The 18,992-nt window shown below is 59.7% G+C and carries 21 protein-coding genes and 1 pseudogene; 10 read left to right on the top strand and 12 right to left on the bottom strand.

Annotated features, from left to right (window positions below):
- Nucleotides 1–32 precede the first annotated feature (32 nt).
- A complete protein-coding gene (locus tag ACZRJ6_RS07785; protein WP_463967662.1) occupies nt 33–497 on the top strand; it encodes a TIGR02444 family protein in 465 nt (154 codons plus the stop codon).
- Here ACZRJ6_RS07785 and ACZRJ6_RS07790 read toward each other — a convergent pair.
- The gene (locus ACZRJ6_RS07790; RefSeq protein ID WP_463967661.1) at nt 494–1,510 is read right to left on the bottom strand and encodes an AlgP family protein; all 1,017 of its coding nucleotides are present in this window, start codon (nt 1,508–1,510) and stop codon (nt 494–496) included. The genes ACZRJ6_RS07785 and ACZRJ6_RS07790 overlap by 4 nt on opposite strands.
- Before the next feature lie 192 nt (nt 1,511–1,702).
- Between ACZRJ6_RS07790 and ACZRJ6_RS07795 the strand changes: the two genes are divergently transcribed.
- Nucleotides 1,703–2,368 (top strand): FKBP-type peptidyl-prolyl cis-trans isomerase, encoded by a 666-nt coding sequence (locus tag ACZRJ6_RS07795; protein ID WP_463967660.1) that lies wholly within the window; start codon nt 1,703–1,705, stop codon nt 2,366–2,368.
- A gap of 55 nt (nt 2,369–2,423) precedes the next feature.
- Here ACZRJ6_RS07795 and rsd read toward each other — a convergent pair whose 3' ends face one another.
- The 5 genes from rsd to ACZRJ6_RS07820 form a co-directional block, all read right to left on the bottom strand.
- The gene (gene rsd / locus ACZRJ6_RS07800) at nt 2,424–2,882 is read right to left on the bottom strand and encodes a sigma D regulator (protein ID WP_133100813.1); all 459 of its coding nucleotides are present in this window, start codon (nt 2,880–2,882) and stop codon (nt 2,424–2,426) included.
- A gap of 208 nt (nt 2,883–3,090) precedes the next feature.
- Complete coding sequence (locus ACZRJ6_RS07805) at nt 3,091–3,612, bottom strand: disulfide bond formation protein B (RefSeq protein WP_463967659.1); 522 nt, start codon at nt 3,610–3,612, stop codon at nt 3,091–3,093.
- Between the two features lie 236 nt (nt 3,613–3,848).
- Entirely contained in the window at nt 3,849–5,090 is a 1,242-nt protein-coding gene (locus ACZRJ6_RS07810) for a heme biosynthesis HemY N-terminal domain-containing protein (protein ID WP_463967658.1), read from the bottom strand.
- Between the two features lie 5 nt (nt 5,091–5,095).
- The gene (locus tag ACZRJ6_RS07815) at nt 5,096–6,208 is read right to left on the bottom strand and encodes a uroporphyrinogen-III C-methyltransferase (protein ID WP_463967657.1); all 1,113 of its coding nucleotides are present in this window, start codon (nt 6,206–6,208) and stop codon (nt 5,096–5,098) included.
- Between the two features lie 17 nt (nt 6,209–6,225).
- The gene (locus ACZRJ6_RS07820; protein ID WP_463967924.1) at nt 6,226–6,975 is read right to left on the bottom strand and encodes a uroporphyrinogen-III synthase; all 750 of its coding nucleotides are present in this window, start codon (nt 6,973–6,975) and stop codon (nt 6,226–6,228) included.
- Between ACZRJ6_RS07820 and ACZRJ6_RS07825 the strand changes: the two are divergent.
- A pseudogene (locus ACZRJ6_RS07825) lies at nt 6,914–7,042 on the top strand (hypothetical protein); the annotation flags it as partial. The gene ACZRJ6_RS07820 and the pseudogene ACZRJ6_RS07825 overlap by 62 nt on opposite strands.
- On the opposite strand, the gene hemC reads toward ACZRJ6_RS07825, so the two are convergent.
- Together hemC and ACZRJ6_RS07835 are read right to left on the bottom strand one after the other, a co-directional pair.
- Complete coding sequence (hemC, locus tag ACZRJ6_RS07830) at nt 6,990–7,931, bottom strand: hydroxymethylbilane synthase (RefSeq protein ID WP_463967656.1); 942 nt, start codon at nt 7,929–7,931, stop codon at nt 6,990–6,992. The pseudogene ACZRJ6_RS07825 and the gene hemC overlap by 53 nt on opposite strands.
- 138 nt (nt 7,932–8,069) lie before the next feature.
- The gene (locus tag ACZRJ6_RS07835) at nt 8,070–8,816 is read right to left on the bottom strand and encodes a LytR/AlgR family response regulator transcription factor (protein ID WP_463967655.1); all 747 of its coding nucleotides are present in this window, start codon (nt 8,814–8,816) and stop codon (nt 8,070–8,072) included.
- Nucleotides 8,817–9,425: 609 nt separating this feature from the next.
- Here ACZRJ6_RS07835 and argH point away from each other — a divergent pair.
- A complete protein-coding gene (gene argH / locus ACZRJ6_RS07840) occupies nt 9,426–10,820 on the top strand; it encodes an argininosuccinate lyase (protein WP_149412341.1) in 1,395 nt (464 codons plus the stop codon).
- A 95-nt stretch (nt 10,821–10,915) separates the two neighbouring features.
- Here the strand turns inward: argH and ACZRJ6_RS07845 are convergent, their stop codons facing one another.
- Nucleotides 10,916–11,575 (bottom strand): glutathione S-transferase family protein, encoded by a 660-nt coding sequence (locus tag ACZRJ6_RS07845; RefSeq protein WP_463967654.1) that lies wholly within the window; start codon nt 11,573–11,575, stop codon nt 10,916–10,918.
- A 125-nt stretch (nt 11,576–11,700) separates the two neighbouring features.
- Between ACZRJ6_RS07845 and ACZRJ6_RS07850 the strand changes: the two genes are divergently transcribed.
- The 3 genes from ACZRJ6_RS07850 to ACZRJ6_RS07860 all read left to right on the top strand — a co-directional run bounded on the left by ACZRJ6_RS07850 (nt 11,701) and on the right by ACZRJ6_RS07860 (nt 15,391).
- The gene (locus ACZRJ6_RS07850) at nt 11,701–11,985 is read left to right on the top strand and encodes a hypothetical protein (RefSeq protein WP_003208814.1); all 285 of its coding nucleotides are present in this window, start codon (nt 11,701–11,703) and stop codon (nt 11,983–11,985) included.
- A 149-nt stretch (nt 11,986–12,134) separates the two neighbouring features.
- Complete coding sequence (locus tag ACZRJ6_RS07855; protein ID WP_133100804.1) at nt 12,135–12,383, top strand: TIGR02647 family protein; 249 nt, start codon at nt 12,135–12,137, stop codon at nt 12,381–12,383.
- 167 nt (nt 12,384–12,550) lie between these two features.
- Nucleotides 12,551–15,391 (top strand): class I adenylate cyclase, encoded by a 2,841-nt coding sequence (locus tag ACZRJ6_RS07860; RefSeq protein WP_463967653.1) that lies wholly within the window; start codon nt 12,551–12,553, stop codon nt 15,389–15,391.
- Here the strand turns inward: ACZRJ6_RS07860 and rnk are convergent.
- The 3 genes from rnk to cyaY all read right to left on the bottom strand — a co-directional run bounded on the left by rnk (nt 15,388) and on the right by cyaY (nt 16,494).
- Entirely contained in the window at nt 15,388–15,798 is a 411-nt protein-coding gene (gene rnk / locus ACZRJ6_RS07865) for a nucleoside diphosphate kinase regulator (protein ID WP_178114369.1), read from the bottom strand. The genes ACZRJ6_RS07860 and rnk overlap by 4 nt on opposite strands.
- Before the next feature lie 142 nt (nt 15,799–15,940).
- On the bottom strand, nt 15,941–16,159 hold the full coding sequence (locus ACZRJ6_RS07870) for a DUF1289 domain-containing protein (protein WP_149412344.1): 219 nt from the start codon (nt 16,157–16,159) through the stop codon (nt 15,941–15,943).
- Between the two features lie 2 nt (nt 16,160–16,161).
- The gene (cyaY, locus tag ACZRJ6_RS07875) at nt 16,162–16,494 is read right to left on the bottom strand and encodes an iron donor protein CyaY (protein ID WP_463967652.1); all 333 of its coding nucleotides are present in this window, start codon (nt 16,492–16,494) and stop codon (nt 16,162–16,164) included.
- A 239-nt stretch (nt 16,495–16,733) separates the two neighbouring features.
- Between cyaY and lptM the strand changes: the two genes are divergently transcribed.
- The 3 genes from lptM to dapF are packed head-to-tail and all read left to right on the top strand — an operon-like array spanning nt 16,734 to nt 18,987.
- The gene (gene lptM, locus ACZRJ6_RS07880; RefSeq protein WP_003208801.1) at nt 16,734–16,895 is read left to right on the top strand and encodes an LPS translocon maturation chaperone LptM; all 162 of its coding nucleotides are present in this window, start codon (nt 16,734–16,736) and stop codon (nt 16,893–16,895) included.
- A gap of 9 nt (nt 16,896–16,904) precedes the next feature.
- Nucleotides 16,905–18,152: a diaminopimelate decarboxylase gene (lysA, locus tag ACZRJ6_RS07885; RefSeq protein WP_463967651.1), complete on the top strand. Its 1,248-nt coding sequence runs from the start codon at nt 16,905–16,907 to the stop codon at nt 18,150–18,152.
- Nucleotides 18,153–18,156: 4 nt separating this feature from the next.
- The gene (gene dapF / locus ACZRJ6_RS07890; protein WP_463967650.1) at nt 18,157–18,987 is read left to right on the top strand and encodes a diaminopimelate epimerase; all 831 of its coding nucleotides are present in this window, start codon (nt 18,157–18,159) and stop codon (nt 18,985–18,987) included.
- The last annotated feature ends 5 nt before the right edge of the window (nt 18,988–18,992 follow it).

The following is an 18,992-nucleotide window of genomic DNA, read 5'->3' on the forward strand; positions in this document are numbered from 1 at the left end:
CCAGCTTCGTTGACCGCTGGCTTGGGGGGAATATGTGCGCTGACCTGTGGAGCTTTGCCCTATTGACCTACGCCCGCCCGGGTATCGAGGACGCTTGCCTGCGCCTGCAGGGTCAAGGGGCCGATGTATGCCTGTTGCTGTGTGGGTTGTGGCTGGATCAGCGTGGCGTGGCGTTCGAACAGCGGCGCTTGCAGGCGCTGCGACAGATCGCAGATCCCTGGCAGGCCAAGGTGGTCGAACCCCTACGACACGTGCGCAAGCAATGGCGTGCCATGGCGCAGCAGGATGCCGAGTTGGGAGTGTTACGGGAGCGGGTCAAGGCCCTGGAGCTGGATGCCGAACGGCAATTGCTGTCGCGCCTGGAAACCCTGGCGCAGATATGGCCATTGGGCGAGGCGACCGATCAAGGTACCTGGCTTGAAGGACTGGCGACCGAAGCCGCCAACCTTGACCGCGACGCGCTGCATCAGCTGCGCGTCGCGATCACCGGCACTTAGGAAGCGCTGGTTGGGGTGGTGCTTGCCGGTGCAGGGGTGCTGCTGGCCGGCGCGACGCTGGCAGCCGGTGCGGCCGGGGTAGCTGGCTTGGCAGCGATAGCGGCTGGTTTTGCTACAGCAGGTTTAGCGGCGGCTGGCTTGACGGCCGGCTTTGCAGCAGCAGGTTTAGCAGCTGGCTTGGCGGCCGGTTTTGCAGCAGCGGTTTTAGCAGCCGGCTTGGCAGCTGGTTTCGCAGCAGCGGTTTTAGCAACTGGCTTGGCGGCCGGTTTTGCAGCAGCAGTTTTAGCAACTGGCTTGGCAGCTGGTTTTGCAGCAGCGGTTTTAACTGCTGGCTTGGCGACCGGTTTTGCAGCAGCGGCTTTAGCAGCTGGCTTGGCGGCTGGTTTCGCAGCAGCGGCTTTAGCAGCTGGCTTGGCGACCGGTTTTGCAGCAGCGGCTTTAGCAACTGTCTTGGCGGCTGGTTTCGCAGCAGCGGTTTTAGCAGCTGGTTTCGCAGCAGCTTTAGCGGGTGCTTTAACCGCAGGCTTGGCTACAGCTTTTGCAGGCGCCTTGGCAGCAACTGCTTTGCTCGCAGGCTTTTTCGATGCGCTCGCCGCAGCCGGTTTGGCCGGTGCGCGGGAGCCCAAGACCTTACCAACGGCTTCTTTCACACGACCAATACCCTGAGCCAATTTCAGGCTCTCTTGAGCATCGCGCTTGAGTTGCAGAATGTAGGTGCGGGTTTCGGACTGACGACCTTTGAGGGCGTCGAGCAAGTCCTCAAGTTCTTTGACTGCGCCCTTGGCTTTGGCTTGTGCCTTGGCTTTGCCGGCGGTTGCGGCGTCTTGCAGTTTGGTGCGGGATTTGTGCAGTTTTTCCTGAGCCTTGCCGCGTTGTTTTTCCAACTTGGCGAGCAACTTCTCAGCATCAGCCAAGGCTTGGGAACACGCACTTTCCAAATGTTCGAGCAGGCTGCTCGATAGCTGTTGGAGCAAGTGCAATGGGGTATTTACAGGCTTCTGTTTGGCCGACATGGTTTACCTCCTGGCTGACGTGGGTGCGGCTCATACTAGCTCTCTGCTCTTGCCGCCGCTAGGGCATGTTGACAGTATCGAATGCCTTGCGTTGCACAGCGTCAAAATTCTTATCGATATAACAAAAAGCCGCTCCACTTTTTGGGCACTCACACTGGCATAATCCAACGCACTTTCGGCTGGAGAACGCCCATGTCGCGTTACCTTTTTTTAGTGTTGAGTTTGTCGATTTACGCAGCCCAGGCAAATGACCAAGCCCCGTCTAACGACAGCCATGATCTCGCCTACAGCCTAGGCGCCAGCCTGGGTGAACGCTTGCGCCAGGAAGTCCCCAACCTGCAAATCCAGGCCTTGATCGACGGACTCAAGCAGGCCTATCAAGGCAAGCCTCTGGCTCTGGATGACGCGCGCATCGAACAGATCCTGGCTCAGCATGAAGCCCAGAGCACAGCAGAGGCGCAAGTTCCGCAAAGCGAAAAAGCACTCGCCGCCGAACAGCGTTTTTTAGCCACGGAAAAAACCAAAACCGGTGTGCACGAATTGGCAGACGGAATCTTGCTAACCGAACTGACCCCCGGCGCCGGAAAAAAACCGGGGCCCAACGATCGGGTTCAAGTGAAGTATGTGGGGCGGCTGCCCGATGGGACGATCTTCGATCAGAGCGCACAGCCCCAATGGTTTCGCCTGGACAGTGTGATCACTGGCTGGCGCAACGCGTTGCAACAGATGCCGGTCGGGGCGAAATGGCGCCTGGTGATCCCATCGGCACAAGCCTATGGCACTGACGGTGCAGGCGAGTTGATCGCGCCCTACACGCCGCTGGTATTCGAAATTGAGCTGCTCGGCACAAGTGCCTGAACTCAACGAAAAACGGTGCGCAATGCGCACCGTTTTTTGATCCTGCAGCGACCTATCAAGCCTGTGCTACCGGCTCTTCCTTGTGGGCGTTGTGCAGCACCTCGATCAGGCAATCTTCCAGCTCAAAGCGCTCATGGAGCAGACCGCCCAACTCTTTGAATTTCGCCGCAACGCACTCGCCCTTGTCGCAAAGATCGTTGAAGGCCAGGAGCTTTTCGGTGATGACGTCGATGCGTGGGTAAATCGTCTCAGCCAAGTCAAGACCTCGCTGATCGTCGAAAGCTTCTGCTTCCTTGGTCAACTGCTCATAAACACCGAAGTGGCCAGCAGACACGTAATCCACCAAGACACCACAAAACTCCTGCAAAAGCTTGCGATTCTCAGCTAGCGCTTCGGGCTTGGCACCGAGAGCATCATAGGCCCGAACCAGTTCGTGACGCGCCTTCAACCAACCATCGATCAGTTTGTGCACACCACCCCAACGTTCCTGAGCATTCTGACAACTTTCCAGCATGATGATCTCTCTTCCCTTATGGGCGGTGCCGTCCTTTGCCCGCGCAACACTTCAAGATTAAAGCGGCAACCGGACAAAGCCGCATCGAACAAACTGTTTCAATAACGCGTGCGGGCCAGATTATGCCCGCAAGACTATGGCTTCAAGGTACGCAGGAGAGAAAGTTCATACAAGTGTTTAATCCCGCCTACAGACCTATGGTGCTCAATCAGTGCTGCGCCATCCTTAGACGCAGACTGAATACCAGCCGGAAAAACTGCGTACTTCCCAGAATCAGCATCGCGACGAAGAACAACAGGCTCCACTCCGCAATGCTCAAGTCGAACAGCGTCCAGTTGATTTCCACGCAATCGACGGTGCCCTTGAATGTCAGCTTCAGCGCCTGCCAGAGCGACAGGTTTTCAATCATGTATTGCAGGCTGGGCCAGCAGTTGGGCAATTGCTCTGGAGGGGTGTTTTGCAACAGCACCTGACGCACCGCCGTGATGGCGCCCAGCAATGCACACCCCATGCTCGCCAACCAATACAGATAGATGCCGGAGCGCTTGGGGCCATGAATCGCAGCCACAAGGTTGATCAGCGTGAAAGCTGCCAGCGAAATTCGTTGGACCATGCACAAGAAACAAGGGCGCAAAAGAGCACCGTATTCCAGGTAAAAGGACGCGCCCAAGGTCAGCGAACCAGCCAAAAACGCCAGGAAGAACAAGGAGCGTGAGGGGGCCAAAGACATTGTTTATCCGCAACGCAAGAGATAGGTAGTTACGGTAGAGGAAAGGCCTTACCCCTTTCAATATGCGCTGGAGCAGACGATTCCGCGAGAACGTAGGGATATCCCATCAGCATCAGGGTGATTAAACGTAAGCCTGCGTAGGTATTTACCTGCAAGCCGTTTTATTCACACCTATCAGGCGGTATTGAGGGTTGGTCACCAGACAGTTCTGAGCCAACCCTGCGCTACTTCCTACTTCAAACCCGCGCGGGCACCGGTATCGGTGACGCCAGCAGGCGATTGTCCAACAGGCCCAGGCCTTCCTGAAATAATTGGTTGCTGCGCTCGGTGTCGCCCAGCTGCGCTAACAGCCGTGCCAATTCGGCGCAGGCCTCGGGATTGCGCTGAACCTGCAAACTGCTTTCCAGATAGTCCCGAGCCTTGCCCCACAGGCTGTTTTGCAAGCACAGGCGGCCCAGGGTCAGTAACAAGCTGGCATCTCCTGGATGGTCCTTGAGCCAGCCTTCGGCAAACTTCAATTGCCGCGCCGGATCACCGCCGCGCAACAAACCATAAAGCCTGATCAGATGACTGTCATAGGCGCGCTTGAGCGTCCCACGCAGCACCTCTTCGGCCTTTGCGTCAGCGCCCAGCTGGCGCAGTTGCTCGGCATAGGCCAGCACCAGTTGCGGTTCCTGGCGCTGCGCCGAGGTCAACTGCTGCCAGGCACGTTCGAGGGATTGCAGACTGGCCTCGCCTTGTTCTTCACGCTGGGCTGCCAGGGTCAGGTTCTCGCCCCATGCCCGACGCTCCAGGTCTGCCAGTTCAGCCGACGGCAACACCTTGTCCTTGCGCAACTGCGGCAACAACCGAATCACCGACGACCATTCACCACGCTGCTGGTAAAGCCGCTGCAACTGACGCAACACCTGAGCATTGTGGGGATGGCGTTCATGCATGGCCTGCAGAGTCACCAGGGCAGCTTCGGTGTCGCCACGGTCCACCTGCAATTGCGCGTGACTCAAGGCCACCGCCAGCTCGGCCTGGGGCTGACGCTCAAGCGCACGCTCCAGCAAGCCATCCGACTCTTCGTAGCGGCCCTGCTCATTGGCCGCCCGCGCGGCGCCGAGGTAGTAAAGCAGAGGTTGGCGCTCGGCCTCGGCGGCACGCTGCAAATGACGTTCGGCGCTGGCCCAGCGCCCTTCTGCCAAGTCCATCTGCCCCTGCTCGATGGCGATCTGAACCCGACGACTGCGGTTACGCCGCGACCACGGGTTGACCACCCCACCGGAGGTGGTCATCAGGCTCAGGAGCACCCTGATCAAATAGATCGCCAAACCGATGACGAACACCGCCACTAACGTCGACCACAGCCCGGACTCGTAATGCAGCACGTGGGGATAAGTAATCAGCACATAACCGGTGTGTTTCGAAATGCCCACAGCCAGCGCCAGGGCAACTGCAATCGCAAGCACCAGGATCACGTAGAAACGCTTCATCGGCTTTACTCCTGGGTCGCCGGCGTGCCAGCGGAAGCCTTGGCTTCATCGGCAGACAGATGACGACGTTCAAGGTAAGCCTGCACCGCAGACAGGCTCGCGGCCAAGTCCGGCGTCACTACCGAAACAGCTTTGGGCTCAAGCTCGGCAAGGCGTGCCAGCATTGCCTGGCTTTGCGGGTTGTTCTGATTGAAGTTGTCCTGCAAGACGCTTCGGGCCTCGCCCAACGAACGGGTGTAGACCGCCGGCTCGCCATTCAAGGCAGCCCATTGCGCCTGCTCCAGCGCCAGGCTAAGGGCCAGGCGAACCTGGTTCAGGCCTTGGCCGGCGAGCAGTGGACGAATGTTGTCATCAGGGTTGAAGTCGATACGGAAATAGCGGGATATCTGCTCCCACCATTGGCTCCAACGGTTTTCATCATCGGTGGTTGGGCGTCCTTGGGGGGCGTCCTGAAGCTGATATTCCGGAGAAGTGGCGGCCAGTTGCACTACTTGGTCACGCAGGGCCGCCAGTTGCAGATAGAGCCCGGTGCGATCCGGCTGCTCGACGCTGCGCAGGGCCGCCAGGCTCTTGGCCAACTGCTCACGGGCAGCATAGGAACCCGGATCGCTCTGTTCACGAAGGATTTCATCAGCGCCCTGGACCAGCGCCTGGGCACTGTTGATATCTTGCAAGGCGGACAGCCGCAGGCTGGCCAGGCGCAACAGATGCTCGGCCTCGGCCAGGCGCCAGTCCTTGCGGCTCGCGCCCAGCACGGTTTCCAGGCGCTGGCTCAAACGCTGCTGATCACCCTGCAGTTGCGCTACCAGACGGCGACGCTCTTCCAGCTCATCAGCTCCCGGCAACTGCGCCAAGCGTGCGGCCAACTGCTGCTGGCTCTGCTTAAGGCCTTGGGATTGTTCATCCAGGGTTTGCACCTGGCCCAGCTGTTGCTGGCTGCTCGCTTGCAGGGCCCGGACCTGCCAGATCCCCCAGCCACCGGCCGCAACGCCTGCGGCACCGAGCAACAAGGCCAGGATCGCCAGGCCGTTACCACGGCGGGGCGCAGTGACTGGGGTCTCAACAGGCGCATCAAGCGCGGGCTGAGCTTCATCTTTAGGCAAGGCTGTTTCGCTCACGTATCCATCCTTTGCGTTTAGAGAGTGGGAACGGGTTGGCTCCGTAGCGCCACTAGCAAAGCCGCGGCACTCGCACCGCGACAATCCACAACTTTTTCTGCACCAGCGGCACGGGCCATTTCGGCGACACGCGGGCTGGGCACGAACAACGGCATCTGTGCCACGCGCGGCCAGTCGGCGCCCGCCAGAGCTTGCAGATGTAAAAAACCCTGCCCACTGCTGACCACCAGGCCGTTCAAGCGTTCCGCGCCGATGCGTTGCGTCAGCACGCCAGTGTCGTAAGCCGCAAGGAAACGGCGATACAACTCCAGATAATCGACACTAGCACCTTGGTCACGTAAACGCTCAGCCAGTAGCTCGCGCCCACCCTCGCCCCGCAGGATCAACACGCGCGGATCGGGCCCTGCAATAGCCTCGCGCAACCTGGGCAATTCAAGCAAGGCCTCGCTGTCATCGCCGCTCTCGGGGTAGCTGACGTCCAGGCCATGGCCGGCCAATACTTGCGCCGTCGCGGCACCGACGCTGAACCAGGGTTGAGCCGGTGTCCGTGGCCCGTATTGGGCCAGCAATCCCAGTGCGAACCGTGCAGCCGGCTTGCTGACAACGATCACCGCACAATAGCGGTCAAGGTTGCGAAAAACTGTCTGTTGTTCGGCCGTGGTGGGTAGGCCTTCGATTTCCAGCAAGGGCAAGCTGCTGCTGAAGATCCCCTGCTCGGACAGTGTTGCAGCGAGGGCGACAGACTCATCTGCCGGCCGGGTCAGCAGCACACGCCAAGCTGTCACTGCGGACCGGCCTCGCCATAGACTGCTTGCAGAATGGCGCCGGCACCTTTTTCCAGCAGTTCCTCGGCCACTTTTACCCCCAGGCTGGCAGCCTCACTTTGCGGCCCGCGAATCTGGGCAGTCAGCAGCAAGCCGCCACTCGGATCACCCACTAGGCCTCGCAACCAGAGGTTTTCACCTTCCAGAACGGCGTAGCAGGCAATCGGCACTTGGCAGCCACCGTTAAGGTGCTTGTTCAGGGCACGCTCTGCAGTCACCCGGATCTCGGTATCGCGGTGATCCAGGGGCTTGAGCAACGCGTGAATTTCGCTGTCAGCCGTGCGGCATTCAATGCCCACGGCGCCCTGCCCGCCGGCTGGCAAGCTGTCTTCAACGCTGATGGCCGAGGTGATGCGGTTTTCGAAGCCCAAGCGAATCAGGCCGGCGGCGGCCAGGATGATTGCGTCATATTCACCAGCATCCAGCTTGGCCAGGCGGGTGTTGACGTTGCCACGCAGGAAGCGGATTTGCAGGTCTGGACGGCGGGTCAGCAACTGGGCCTGGCGGCGCAGGCTAGAGGTGCCGACGATGCTGCCCAATGGCAATTCATCAAGGGAGGCGTAGGTATTGGAAACAAAAGCATCGCGAGGATCTTCGCGCTCGCAGATGCAGAACAGGCCCAGGCCTTCGGGGAAGTCCATCGGCACGTCTTTCATCGAGTGCACGGCGATGTCGGCCTCGTTCTCCAGCAGAGCAGTTTCCAGCTCCTTGACGAACAGCCCCTTGCCACCGATTTTCGACAGCGGCGAGTCAAGCAGCTTGTCGCCGCGACTGACCATGGGCACCAGGGATACCTTCAGGTCGGGATGGGCCTGCTCAAGGCGTGCTTTGACGTATTCGGCCTGCCACAAGGCCAGGGCGCTTTTACGGGTGGCGATGCGGATTTCGCGAGAGGACATGGATCAATCCGTACTGAATAGATACGGCAGATAATAACAGCTCAGGCAGACTCGCCTTGATTTGAATCAGCAGGAGCGGGGCCTCCCTGGCCTCAACGCACCGGGATAGAGGATGTGAAGGTCGCCGCAACCCTCGGGTTAAAGCTGCTGCATCATCTTGCGCACACCCGCGACGTGGCGCCGGCTGACGATCAAGGCGTCGCCGTTAAGCCCCTTCAGAAATAACTGAAAGTGTCCCAGCGGCGTGCGTTGCAGGCGCTCGATGCGTTCGCGGGCTACCAGCGCATTGCGGTGGATACGCACGAAGCGCTCACCAAACTCGTCTTCCAGGGCCTTGAGCGGCTCATCGAGCAGCACTTCCCCGGCCTCGTGACGCAAGGTCACGTACTTATGATCGGCGATGAAGTAGACCACCTGGTCAAGGGGGATCAGTTCTATGCCCTTGCGGGTCCGTGCACTGATATGGCTGCGTGGCCCGTTGCCGCTTTGCGCTGCGGGCTGGGTCAGGGCGGCGAGCTGGACGCGACTGGGGCGCTCTGCCTTTTTCAAGGCTTTGAGCAGGTCTTCGGCGCGCACCGGCTTGGCCAGAAAACTCACCTCGCTGGTTTGTAGGGCCTCAAGGGGGAACTCATCCTCGGCCGCACAAAACACCACATTGGGCGCTGACTCGCGCTCGCTCAATCGGGCCGCAACCTGCAGGCCATCAAGGCCCGGCATGCGGATATCAAGCAAGACGACATCCGGTTTCAGGCTGTCAATCAAGACCAATGCCTCGTCGCCGTTGGAGGCGCTCGGCTCAAGGACACTGTATCCCTCGATCTCACTGACCATACGGCTCAGTCGCTCGCGGGCTTGGGGTTCGTCATCAACGATCAGGACATTCATATTGCGCTGGATTCCTGCGTGAGTCTCGCACAAGGATAGCGTAGACAGGTGCGGTGACTTCCGTCACGGCGATCCACGCTAAGACTAGCGGGAGCGGCAAAAAGTGCCCCAAGAGCGGCACCAATATTTACCCGGTCCTGTTCAATCGCGCCCAAAGCCTGCTGCCTTCGGGCATCGTCGTAGGGTTTGCTGATACACAATACGAACACCCCCCTCTCATTATGGATAGCTTGAACTTCGACCCCGCCGACCGTCATTGGTGCAAGATGGATCAAATCAACGCATAGGCGACGCCCCGGGCCCTGAGCGCCACGGATACGAATACTTGCTTCTTCACAGTCCAACTGTAGACGTTCGCAGAGACGATATTGCTCAATCGTCAAATATCGTCTCAATAAACACCCTTTGTTTACCTCAAGGTGCGGGCGGCTTTAAACCCTTGATTCAATCCTGCCTCCAGTCTCTTCCCGGACGAGGCCGGGGGCAAGGCACTTAGCCATCCTCCTCGTAAATAAAAATGCCGCCGCGCTGTATCAACGCCTCTAGGGCAACCCTGTTATTATCGGCGGAACACTTCATGCCCTCTTTCAGCAGATCACGAGCGAATCCATGAGCACCGACAAGACCAACCAGTCCTGGGGCGGCCGCTTCAGTGAACCCGTCGACGCCTTCGTCGCGCGCTTCACCGCCTCCGTCACGTTCGACCAGCGCCTCTACCGCCACGACATCATGGGTTCCATCGCCCACGCCACCATGCTGGCCAAGGTCGGCGTGCTGACCGACGCCGAGCGCGACAGCATCATCGATGGCCTGAACATCATCCGTGGTGAAATCGAAGCCGGCACCTTTGACTGGCGCGTCGACCTGGAAGACGTGCACATGAATATCGAGGCCCGCCTCACCGACCGCATCGGTGTGACCGGCAAGAAACTGCACACCGGTCGCAGCCGTAACGACCAGGTGGCCACCGATATTCGCCTGTGGCTGCGGGACGAGATCGACCTGATCCTCGCTGAAATCACCCGCCTGCAAAAAGGCCTGCTGGAGCAGGCCGAGCGTGAGTCCGACACCATCATGCCCGGCTTCACCCACTTGCAGACCGCGCAGCCTGTGACATTCGGTCACCACTTGCTGGCCTGGTTCGAAATGCTCAGCCGCGATTACGAGCGCCTGGTGGACTGCCGCAAGCGCGCCAACCGCATGCCCCTGGGCAGTGCCGCGCTGGCCGGCACCACCTACCCGATCGACCGCGAATACACTGCACAACTGCTGGGTTTCGACGCCGTCGGCGGCAACTCCCTGGACGGCGTGTCAGACCGTGACTTCGCCATCGAATTCTGCGCCGCGGCCAGCATCGCGATGATGCACCTGTCGCGTTTCTCCGAAGAACTGGTGCTGTGGACCAGCGCGCAATTTCAGTTCATCGACCTGCCGGATCGCTTCTGCACCGGCAGTTCGATCATGCCGCAAAAGAAAAACCCTGACGTTCCGGAACTGGTGCGTGGCAAGAGCGGCCGTGTATTCGGCGCGTTGATGGGCCTGTTGACCCTGATGAAAGGCCAGCCGTTGGCCTACAACAAGGACAACCAGGAAGACAAGGAACCGCTGTTCGACGCCGCCGACACCTTGCGCGACTCTCTGCGGGCCTTTGCCGACATGATCCCGGCGATCAAGCCCAAGCACGCCATCATGCGTGAAGCGGCGCTGCGCGGTTTCTCCACCGCCACTGACCTGGCCGACTATCTGGTACGCCGTGGCCTGCCGTTTCGCGACTGCCACGAAATCGTTGGCCATGCCGTGAAATACGGCGTGGAAAACAGCAAGGACCTGGCGGAAATGAGCCTGGAAGAGCTGCGCCGGTTCAGTGACCAGATCGAGCAGGACGTGTTTGCGGTATTGACCCTGGAAGGTTCGGTGAATGCCCGTAACCATATCGGCGGTACTGCACCGGCGCAGGTGAAGGCAGCGGTGGTACGCGGTCAAGCATTGCTCGCCAGCCGCTAACCCGAAACTGTGGCAAGGAGCTAGTTGTGGCGAGGGGGCTTGTCCCCTTGCCACAACAGCCCGCTCACCACAAAGTTACTCAACAGACTGATCCGCTACTTCTTGGCAGCAATCATCGCCATGAACGCCGGCATCGCCGCTTCCCTATCCGCCGCCACCCGCAAGGCATTGGGCAATGCGTGCAAACGCTCCAGCAACGCCTTGGCTGTGGGCAACTCAGCCAACAAGTCCAGGCCAAACAGCTTCTCGCCCACCGCACAGGCGAGGTTCACGCTGTACATGAAGTACAAATCCGCAATGCTGAAACTATCGCCCGCCACATAGGGCGCGAACTTTGCGTGCCGCCCCAACGCGGCGATCCCCAGCAACAACTCTGCCTTGGATTTTTCCTTGATCGCCTCCGCTACCGGCATGCCAAAGAAGGCTTCGGCAAAGCAGGCACGAGCCGGCAGCTCGATGTACAACTCGATTTCCCTACACAACGCCAGCACCTGGGCACGCTGGAACGGGTCGCTGGGCAGCAGCGAAGGCCCACCCTGGGTCTGTTCGATGTATTCGAGGATGACGCTGGTTTCGTTGATAAATCCTTGCTCGACACCCAGCACCGGCACCTTGCCCCTCGGGCTTATCCCTAGGGCTTGCGCGGTTTGCCCGGCGTAGAAAGGCACCTCTTCAAAGGGCAATCCTTTTTCCAGGAGCGCCAGTTTGACCATGTTGTAGTAGTTGCTGACCGAAAATCCGTAAAGCTTGAGCATCACAAAGCCTCCAGGCCATGCAGGGGGTTGGCTGCGTTGGTTATAGAACGTCATGCCTGATCTGACCAGCAGCATCACCTCCCTGAATGGGGGTAGACTGGCGCCCTTTCCTTCAGGAGCCTGCCATGAGCGAGCCAACCGATATCGACAACGACGAAGAAGAGTTCGCCGAGACCACCTTAATTGAAGCGATCGAAAACCAGATCGAAAGCGACAACCCGCCTGCCGCCAAAGCCACGTTCAACAAGCTGACCCTGGTGGGCTACGAGCGCGAAGACATCCTGCAAATGATGGCCCATGTACTCGCCATCGAAATCGACGCCTTGCTCGAAGAAGACCGCGCCTTCAATACCGAATGGTATGAAACTGCCTTGCGCGCGCTGCCAGAGTTGCCGCCAGAGAAGCAGTAAGCAGAACATCTTCCTGGCCAGCAAACTCTTGCTGGCCACAATCCTGTCCCATATCAAGACCTCACGACTTCTGACTGGACAGCTTGGCAAAGTACGTTCACCTTATGGACTGCTAACGCCTAAAAATTCCTAGAAAGTCTGGAGTCCTTATGTCGTATACCCCTGAGTTGGTTGCCGAACTGGAAATCCTTGCACTCTTCAACCTGGACAGCTCCCAGGAAGGTCTGAAAGTTCATCAAACTGCAGCACCTGCTGCTATCGCTGCTGCCCGGCGACTGTTTGAAAAAGACTTGATCGACCAGCCAGACGGCGGCTATCTGACTAGCCTCGGCCGGGACGCGGCTCAACATGCCCAAAGCCTTCTGACCATACTGACCACCGCCACAGAAGCAGCCTGACACATCGTATCGCCCACGGAATCCCTTCTGACGGATTCCGCGGGCACTTCTGCGCCCGGGATAAAATTCTGACGCCAAAAACAAATTCCCCTTAAGCCTCCTACGCTTCTGTCTGTAAACTCCTATACGGCTGCCCACGCCGGGCCCTGCGAGCCACCGAGTTCGACATGACCCGCACCCACGAAATCCGCCCCAACCTGGACGAAGGCATCGACCGCAAGGTGCTGGCCCAGTTGCGCACACGATTTCTGACCCTCAATGAAGGGCGCATGACCAGGGCCATGGAAGGTTTGACGCCGCGCCAGCAAAGCGTACTAACCCTGCTACCGCTGTTTTTTCACGTCAATCACCCGCTGTTGCCCGGCTATGTCTCGGGCAGCACTCCGGCCGGGCTGTCGAACTTCGAACCTGACGACCAGGCATTGGCCGAAGCCCAGCGCCTGACCCGCTCTTTTTCCTACAAGCCCCGTCACGGCAACCCTCCGCGCCCTATTCATGGTCTGTTTCTGATGGGCAGCCTCGGCACCCTGGCTCAGGCAGATCAGAGTGATATGGACGTTTGGGTCTGCCACGCCGCTGATTTAAGCGAGAGCGAGCTGACCGAACTGCGCAAGAAATGCCAGTTGCTGGAAGCCTGGGCCTTGACCATGGGCGCCGAAGCGCACTTCTTCCTTATCGAACCGAACCGCTTTGTCCAGGGTGAGCGCGACACCCAGCTCAGTTCCGACGATTGCGGGACGACCCAGCACTATCTGTTGCTGGACGAGTTCTACCGCACCGCCATCTGGCTGGCCGGACGTACGCCCATCTGGTGGCTGGTGCCGGTCTACGAAGAAACCCGCTATGCCCAATTCACTCACGCGCTGATCTCAAAACGCTTTATACGCGCCGATGAAACCCTCGACCTCGGCCACCTGGCGCACATCCCGCCCGGTGAGTTTATCGGCGCAGGCCTGTGGCAGCTGTTCAAGGGCATTGAGTCACCCTACAAATCGGTGCTCAAGCTGCTGTTGACCGAGGTCTACGCCAGCGAACACCCCAAGGTGCACTGCCTGAGCCTTCGCTTCAAACGTGCGGTGTTCGCCAACCAGGTCGATCTGGATGAGTTGGACCCGTACATCGTGGTCTATCGCCGCATCGAGGAATACCTCCAGGGCCGCAACGAACCGGAGCGCCTGGAACTGGTGCGGCGCAGCCTGTACCTGAAGGTCAATCGCAAACTCAGCAGTGGGCAGCGTACCTCTGGCTGGCAACGATTGCTGCTGGAGCGGCTGGCCAACGAATGGGGCTGGGATCAACGACAACTGGCCTTGCTCGATAGCCGCAGCCAGTGGAAAGTCCGCCAGGTTGCGTCCGAACGCCGGGCCCTGGTCAACGAACTCAATTACAGCTATCGCTTCCTGACCCAGTTCGCCCGCACCGAACAGACCGTCAGCCTGATCAACAAGCGCGACCTCAATGTGCTCGGCCGGCGCCTGTATGCCGCCTTCGAGCGCAAGGCCGGCAAGGTCGAGTTCATCAACCCTGGTATTGCCCCCGACTTGGCCGAAGACACCCTGACGCTGGTGCAGTCGCCCAACCGCAAGGAGCCGGGCCAGCACCATTGGGGACTGTACAACGGCAACCTGACGGCTCTGGAGTGGGAACACTTTGCGCCAATCAAGCGCAGCCGTGACCTGCTGGAAATACTCACCTGGTGCCACCGCAACGGGGTGATCGACAGCAGCACCCGCCTGGCGCTACATCCAGGCACCAGCGACCTGACCGAGTTCGAACTATTCAACCTGCTGGGCAGCCTGCAGCAGACCATAACCCTGCCTCTGGTCAGCGTTGATGAGGATCAGCTGCTGCGTACGGCGATACCCGATGAAGTGCTGTTGCTGGTCAATGTCGGCGTCGATCCGCTCAAGCATCACCGCGACCTGAATATCCTGATGACCACCGAGCGTACCGACTCCCTGAGCTACGCAGGAGTGCGGGAAAACCTGGTGCTGACCCTGGACCAGGTCACGCTCAACAGCTGGAACGAGGTGATGGTCAGCCGCTACGACGGCCCCCACGCCCTACTCGATTGCCTGCGCGACTACCTCAACCAACTGCCGCGCAATCATCTGCCGCGGCTGCGGGTGCGCTGTTTCTGTCACAACCGCGCGCAATTCATTGCCCAACGGGTGGAAGAGATTTTCGACACCGCGCAAAACCTGCTGCTCGGCCAGCTCAACCATCGCTACTTGATTCAGGTACAACAGCACTATCACGTGATGGAGTTGGCGCCAGGCCAGGCCAACCATGTGTCACTGGCTAGCCAGCAGGCGCTGGTCGACTACCTTAGCGAGGAATTGGCCAGCTACAGCCCGCTGCACCTGGACGCCATGGCCTTGGAAGACCACGACCTGGCGCTGCTGCTGCCCATGGGCCTGCCGGACTGTGTCCAGGTGTTCTACCGGATCAACGACACCTTCGCCGAGCTGTACGTGCTCGACGAGTTCAACGCGCTCTGGCAGCAACGCCTGCCGTTTCACGACGAGCAAAGCCTGTTGGTGCCCTTGCAGCGGTTCCTGCAATCGGTCATCTATCGCCGTGACGCGCTGTCACCGCTGGACCTCCAGCAACCGCTGGACGCGGTGCAGACTCTGTATTATCAGCTATCACCTTCGGGCAGCGGCCGCGCACGCAGGGCCGAGCCTCGTCCGGCGCCGCAAAACCCGACCAACAAGCCGTTCTACGACGTGCAGGCGATTATCGGCAAAGCCGCACCCGGCCAGGTCGGCATCACCTTGTACTGCAATCAACGGGAGTTTTCCGAGCTGGAATTTGGCGACCAACTGTTTGCAGTGGTCGCCCAGGAAATCGTCGGGCAACGCCGGGAGACCGAGCGTTACCGTTGCTACATCACCGATCTGGACCTGTCCGGCCTGCTCGGTGATGTTCAAAGCCCGAGCAATCTGTACCTGCGCTACAAGGCCGAGTTGGAACAGGCGCTCAACGAGGCACTGGGCCAGGTTTAGAGAGAAAAGGCGCCGCCGTCTTTGGGCTGAACTTCGACACTGAGCAATTCAAGCTTGAGGGTCTTGCCGCCCGGTGCAGGCCAATCAATGTGCTGGCCGACTTGCAAGCCCAGCAAGGCGCTGCCGACCGGAGCCAGGATCGAGATTTTGCCTTCGTCGGCATTCGCGTCCTTGGGGTACACCAGGGTCAGGTGATAGTCCTTGCCACTGCCTTGCTCACGGCAATGCACGCTGGAGTTCATGGTGACAACACCGGCAGGCACTTCATCGTGGCCAACCACTTCTTCGGCGCGGTCGAGCTCATGTTGCAGGGCCTCGACGCCCGGCGAGGCTTCGCCTACGCGGTCGATCAGTTGCTCAAGACGCTGCACGTCAAGACGGGTGAGGATGATGGAAGGTGCGGTCATGATTCAGGCAGACTCCTTTTTTCTGCACAAAAAAGCAAAACCCCGCCAGGAAAAGGCGGGGTTCTCACGGACCTCGATGAGTTGAGGTGTATCCGGACACTACCACAGCACAATAAATAAACAAGACAGGCTGACCTGAGGGTCAGGCGCCAGCCTTGCGCTGCTCGGCCTGGGCGACGATTACCCGTCGGCGCTGATCGTCAGCAGAGCGCCATTCACGGATGTCTTCCACATGCCGGAAGCAGCCGAGGCAGACTTTCTGCTCATCTAGCCGACATAAACTGATACAAGGTGACGGCACCGCCGGGCTGGCATTGCTGAACAGCGGCTTGGGCGGGCGTACCGAAACAGGCTGTGTCACGATCAGATCTCGTCGAAGTCCAGCTCGACGCCGGCTTGTTCCAGGGTGATGCGCGCGAGCATTTCGCTGAGCAGCTCATCGCTGGTGTCATGCGCCCAGCGCTTTTCCTCTTCATCGTAGTCAAAGTGAAAGCCACCGGAGCGCGCAGCCAGCCATAACTGACGCAGAGGCTCCTGACGACTGAAGATCAACTGGCTACCGTTCTCGAACTTGACGGTCAGTACGCCCGCCGAGTTCTCCAGATCCACGTCCAGGCCACTCTCGTCGAAAATATCTTCCAGCGCTTGCTGGGTGGCATCCACCAGATCGTGAAAACGGGCTTCGGTCAAACTCATTGTGGGAACCTCGAAAAGTGTCTACTCACGCTCAAGCGCCGCACGATACGGGCGAGCCCCGCCGATTGCAAAGGATACCGATTTCATTGCCGAGAGCTGCATGAAATATCCTCGCTTGAGGTAGGCCACTTCCCGAGAAACTCGGCAAAGCCCCGCCGGACGGGTGTCCCGGCGCATAGGCAAGCTGGCGGGTGGTCGGTATACTCGGGCGCAATTAATGCATATTCAAGGATTTCGCCATGAAGCGCCTGATCTCTTCCCTTGCTGCGCTCGTCGCGGTCGCTTGCCTCGTTAGTGCCTGTGGTCAAAAAGGCCCGCTGTATCTGCCCGATGACAGCAAAGACCCGAATGAACAGGCGCAATCATCGCAAACCAAAGCGCACAAGCACGACACCTACTAAGGGAACACCATGGACGCTTTTAACTACCGGGACGGCGAGCTGTTCGCGGAAGGCGTGGCGCTGTCTGCAATTGCCGAGCGCTTTGGCACCCCGACCTACGTTTATTCTCGTGCCCACATCGAAGCACAATACCGTACCTTCGCCGATGCGCTGGACGGTACGCCACACCTGGTGTGCTACGCGGTCAAGGCCAACTCCAACCTGGCCGTGCTCAATGTCCTGGCCCGCCTGGGCGCCGGTTTCGACATCGTGTCCCGAGGCGAGCTGGAGCGTGTGCTCGCGGCTGGCGGCAAGGCTGACAAGATCGTGTTCTCTGGCGTCGGCAAGTCCCGTGAAGACATGCGCCGCGCCCTGGAAGTGGGCGTGCATTGCTTCAACGTCGAATCCACCGACGAGTTGGAGCGCCTGCAAGTGATCGCCGCCGAGATGGGCGTTCGCGCGCCTATCTCCCTGCGGGTCAACCCGGATGTTGATGCAGGTACTCACCCATACATTTCTACCGGTCTTAAAGAAAACAAGTTTGGCATCGCCATTGCTGACGCGGAGGATGTGTACATCCGCGCCGCCCAACTGCCGAACCTGGAAGTACTGGGTGTCGACTGCCACATTGGCTCGCAACTGACCAGCCTGCCTCCCTTCCTCGATGCCCTCGACCGCCTGCTGGCGCTGATCGACCGCCTCGGCGAGTGCGGCATTTACCTGCACCACATCGACCTCGGTGGCGGTGTCGGCGTGCGTTATCGCGATGAAGAGCCGCCGCTGGTGGCCGACTACATCAAGGCCGTGCGTGAGCGCACCAAAGGCCGCGACCTGACACTGATGTTCGAGCCGGGCCGTTATATCGTCGCCAATGCCGGCGTACTGCTGACCCAGATCGAGTACCTCAAGCACACCGAACACAAGGACTTCGCCATCGTCGATGCGGCGATGAACGACCTGATCCGCCCCGCGCTGTACCAGGCCTGGATGAATGTCACTGCTGTTCGCCCACGCGATGGCGCAAGCCGCACCTATGACATCGTCGGCCCGATCTGCGAAACCGGCGACTTCCTGGCCAAGGAACGTCAGTTGGCCCTGGAAGAAGGCGATCTGCTGGCCGTGCATTCGGCCGGTGCCTACGGATTTGTCATGAGCTCCAACTACAACACCCGCGGGCGTACCGCCGAAGTGTTGGTGGACGGTGATCAAGCGTTTGAAGTGCGTCGCCGCGAGACGGTAGCCGAGTTGTTTGCTGGCGAAAGCCTGCTGCCGGAGTAAGACCATGCTGCTGCGTTTTACCAAGATGCACGGCCTGGGCAATGACTTCATGGTCCTCGACCTAGTCAGCCAGCACGCGCACATCCTGCCCAAGCATGCCAAGCAATGGGGCGACCGACACACCGGTGTCGGCTTCGACCAGTTGCTGCTCGTCGAGGCGCCGAGTAATCCGGACGTGGATTTCCGTTACCGGATCTTCAACTCCGACGGTTCCGAAGTAGAACAGTGTGGCAACGGCGCACGCTGTTTCGCCCGTTTTGTCCTGGACAAGCGCCTGACCGCCAAGCGGCAGATTCGCGTCGAGACTAAAAGCGGCATTATCGAGCTGGATATTCGCAGCGACGGCCAGATCAGCGTCGACATGGGCGCGCCTCGGCTGGTTCCGGCGGATATTCCGTTCCAGGCTGTCGAACAGGCCCTGAGCTATTGCGTCGATGTCGACGGCGAGAGCGTAGAACTGGCCGCCGTGTCCATGGGCAACCCCCATGCGGTACTGCGGGTCAACGACATCAACAGCGCGCCTGTCCATGAGCTGGGGCCGAAGATAGAACATCACCCGCGTTTTCCGGCACGGGTAAACGTCGGTTTCCTGCAGGTCATCGACCGCTCCCGCGCGCAATTACGCGTCTGGGAGCGCGGTGCCGGAGAAACCCAGGCCTGCGGCACCGGTGCTTGCGCCGCTGCCGTGGCCGCGATCAGCCAGGGGTGGATGGATTCGCCACTATTGATCGACCTGCCCGGCGGACGCCTGTCCATCGAATGGGCAGGCCCAGGCCTGCCGGTGAAGATGACCGGTCCGGCCATGCGTGTATACGAAGGACAGGTCCGTCTATGAGTGAG

This window comes from Pseudomonas sp. C321 (genome assembly GCF_055407105.1).